This window comes from Agromyces humi, assembly GCF_009720255.1.
Lineage (GTDB): Bacteria > Actinomycetota > Actinomycetes > Actinomycetales > Microbacteriaceae > Agromyces > Agromyces humi.
This window is the reverse complement of record NZ_WJSP02000507.1, coordinates 1-2,223: the sequence shown is the minus strand read 5'-3', so window position 1 is coordinate 2,223 and position 2,223 is coordinate 1. Positions and strand designations below refer to the sequence as shown.

The following is a 2,223-nucleotide window of genomic DNA, read 5'->3' as shown; positions in this document are numbered from 1 at the left end:
TCGACGCGCGTGCTCGAGTCCGTCGGGGCATCCGTCGCCCGCGGCACCGCCGACGACGACGAGTCGGCCATCGCCGCCCGGTTCGCCACGAGCACCGACGTGCGGGACTTCGCCCGCTGCGGGCTCGTCGTCGAGGCCGTGCCCGAGGACTTGGAGCTGAAGATCGACGCGCTCACCCGCGTCGAGGCGGTGCTTCCCCCCGAGGCCGCGCTCGCCTCGAACACGTCGTCGATCTCGATCGACCAGCTCGCCGCCCTGCTCGAACGCCCCTCGCGATTCCTCGGGATGCACTTCTTCAATCCCGTGCCCGCCTCGACGCTCGTCGAGATCGTGCGCGGCGACGCATCCGACGGCGTGCTCGTGGCCGAGGCGCGCGAGTGGGTGCACGCGATCGGCAAGACCCCGATCGTCGTGGCGGATGCCCCGGGCTTCGCGTCGTCGCGGCTCGGCGTCGCGCTCGGGCTCGAGGCGATCCGCATGCTCGAGGACGGCGTGGCCTCCGCCGAGGACATCGACGCGGCCATGACCCTCGGCTACAAGCATCCGGTCGGTCCGCTGCGGCTCACGGACATCGTGGGGCTCGACGTGCGGCTCGGCATCGCCGAGTACCTGTCGGCGACACTCGGCGAGCGGTTCGCTCCGCCCGCGCTCCTGCGCCGCATGGTCGACGAGGGCAGGCTCGGCCGCAAGACCGGCGAGGGCTTCTACCTGTGGGATGCGCCGTGATCCACGGCCACTCGAACACGACGAAGACGACGAAGACGAGGAACGAACGATGAGCCAGACGAACGAGATCCTGCCGAGCTACGTGCAGGGCGCGTGGTGGTCCCCCGATGCGGCCGCCGTCGACGCCGCGAGCGGCGCGACCGAGGTGCGGGACGCGTCGACCGGCGAGGTCGTGGCGCGCGTCTCGACCGAGGGCCTCGACCTCGGCGGCGCACTGGAGTACGCGCGCACGGTCGGGCAGGCGAGCCTCGGCGTGCTCACGTTCCACCAGCGCGCGGTGCTCCTCAAGCAGATGGCCCTCGCCCTCACCGAGCGCAAGGCCGAACTGTACGAGCTGTCGAGCCGCACGGGCGCGACGAAGCAGGACTCGTGGGTCGACATCGACGGCGGCATCGGCGTGCTGTTCACCTACTCGGGCAAGGGCCGCCGCGAGATGCCGAACTCGAAGGTCTACGTCGACGGCAACGTCGAGAACCTCTCGAAGGACGGCTCATTCCTCGGGCGGCACATCTACACCCGGCTGCCCGGGGTGGCGGTGCAGATCAACGCGTTCAACTTCCCCGTGTGGGGTTCGCTCGAGAAGTTCGCGCCCGCGTTCCTCGCCGGCATGCCCACGCTCGTGAAGCCGGCGACGCCCACGGGCTACGTCGCCGAGGCCTTCGTGCGCATCCTCGTGGAGTCGGGCCTCCTGCCCGACGGCTCGCTCCAGCTCGTCTCGGGCAGCGTGCCCGACCTGTTCGACCACCTGCGGCTCGGCGACCTCGTGGCGTTCACCGGCTCGGCGTCGACCGCCGAGCGCCTCCGCCAGCACGAGGCCGTGCAGACCGGCGGCGTGCGGTTCACCGTCGAGACCGACTCGATCAACGCGAGCGTGCTCGGCACCGACGCGGTCGCGGGGACCCCCGAGTTCGACGCGTACGTGAAGCAGCTCGTCGTCGAGATGACGAGCAAGGCGGGGCAGAAATGCACCGCGATCCGTCGGGCGATCGTGCCCGCGGCATCCGTCGACTCGGTGATCGACGCCGTGCGTGCGCGCATCGCCGAACGCGTGGTGCTCGGCGACCCGCGGGCCGACGGCGTCACGATGGGCCCGCTCGCGTCGACCGGGCAGCGCGACGAGGTGCTGCGCCAGGTCGCGAAGCTGCAGGCGTCGGGCGGCGAGCTCGTGATCGGGTCGACGGATGCCCCGAGCGTCGTGCATGCGGACGGCGCGACCGGCGCGGCATCCGACGGCGCATTCGTCGCGCCCATGCTGCTGCGGTTCACTGATGCCGCGAGCCCCGCCCTGCACGAGGTCGAGGCGTTCGGGCCGGTCGCGTCGATCGTCGGCTACGACTCCCTCACCGAGGCGTCGGCGCTCGTGGCGCGCGGCGGCGGATCGCTCGTGACGAGCGTCGCGACCCACGACCCCGAGGTGGCGATCGCGCTGGCGTCCGGGATCGCCGCCTACAACGGTCGGGTGCTGTTCCTCGACCGCGACGACGCCCGCTCGTCGAC

2 protein-coding genes are annotated in these 2,223 nt (G+C 71.7%); both read left to right on the top strand.

Translation table 11 applies throughout. The features are described 5' to 3' along the window. A partial coding sequence (locus tag GH736_RS21540) for a 3-hydroxyacyl-CoA dehydrogenase family protein (RefSeq protein WP_159606947.1) occupies positions 1 to 726 on the top strand: 726 nt, incomplete at its 5' end. A 49-nt stretch (positions 727 to 775) separates the two neighbouring features. After that, a partial coding sequence (paaZ, locus tag GH736_RS21535) for a phenylacetic acid degradation bifunctional protein PaaZ (RefSeq protein WP_159606945.1) occupies positions 776 to 2,223 on the top strand: 1,448 nt, incomplete at its 3' end.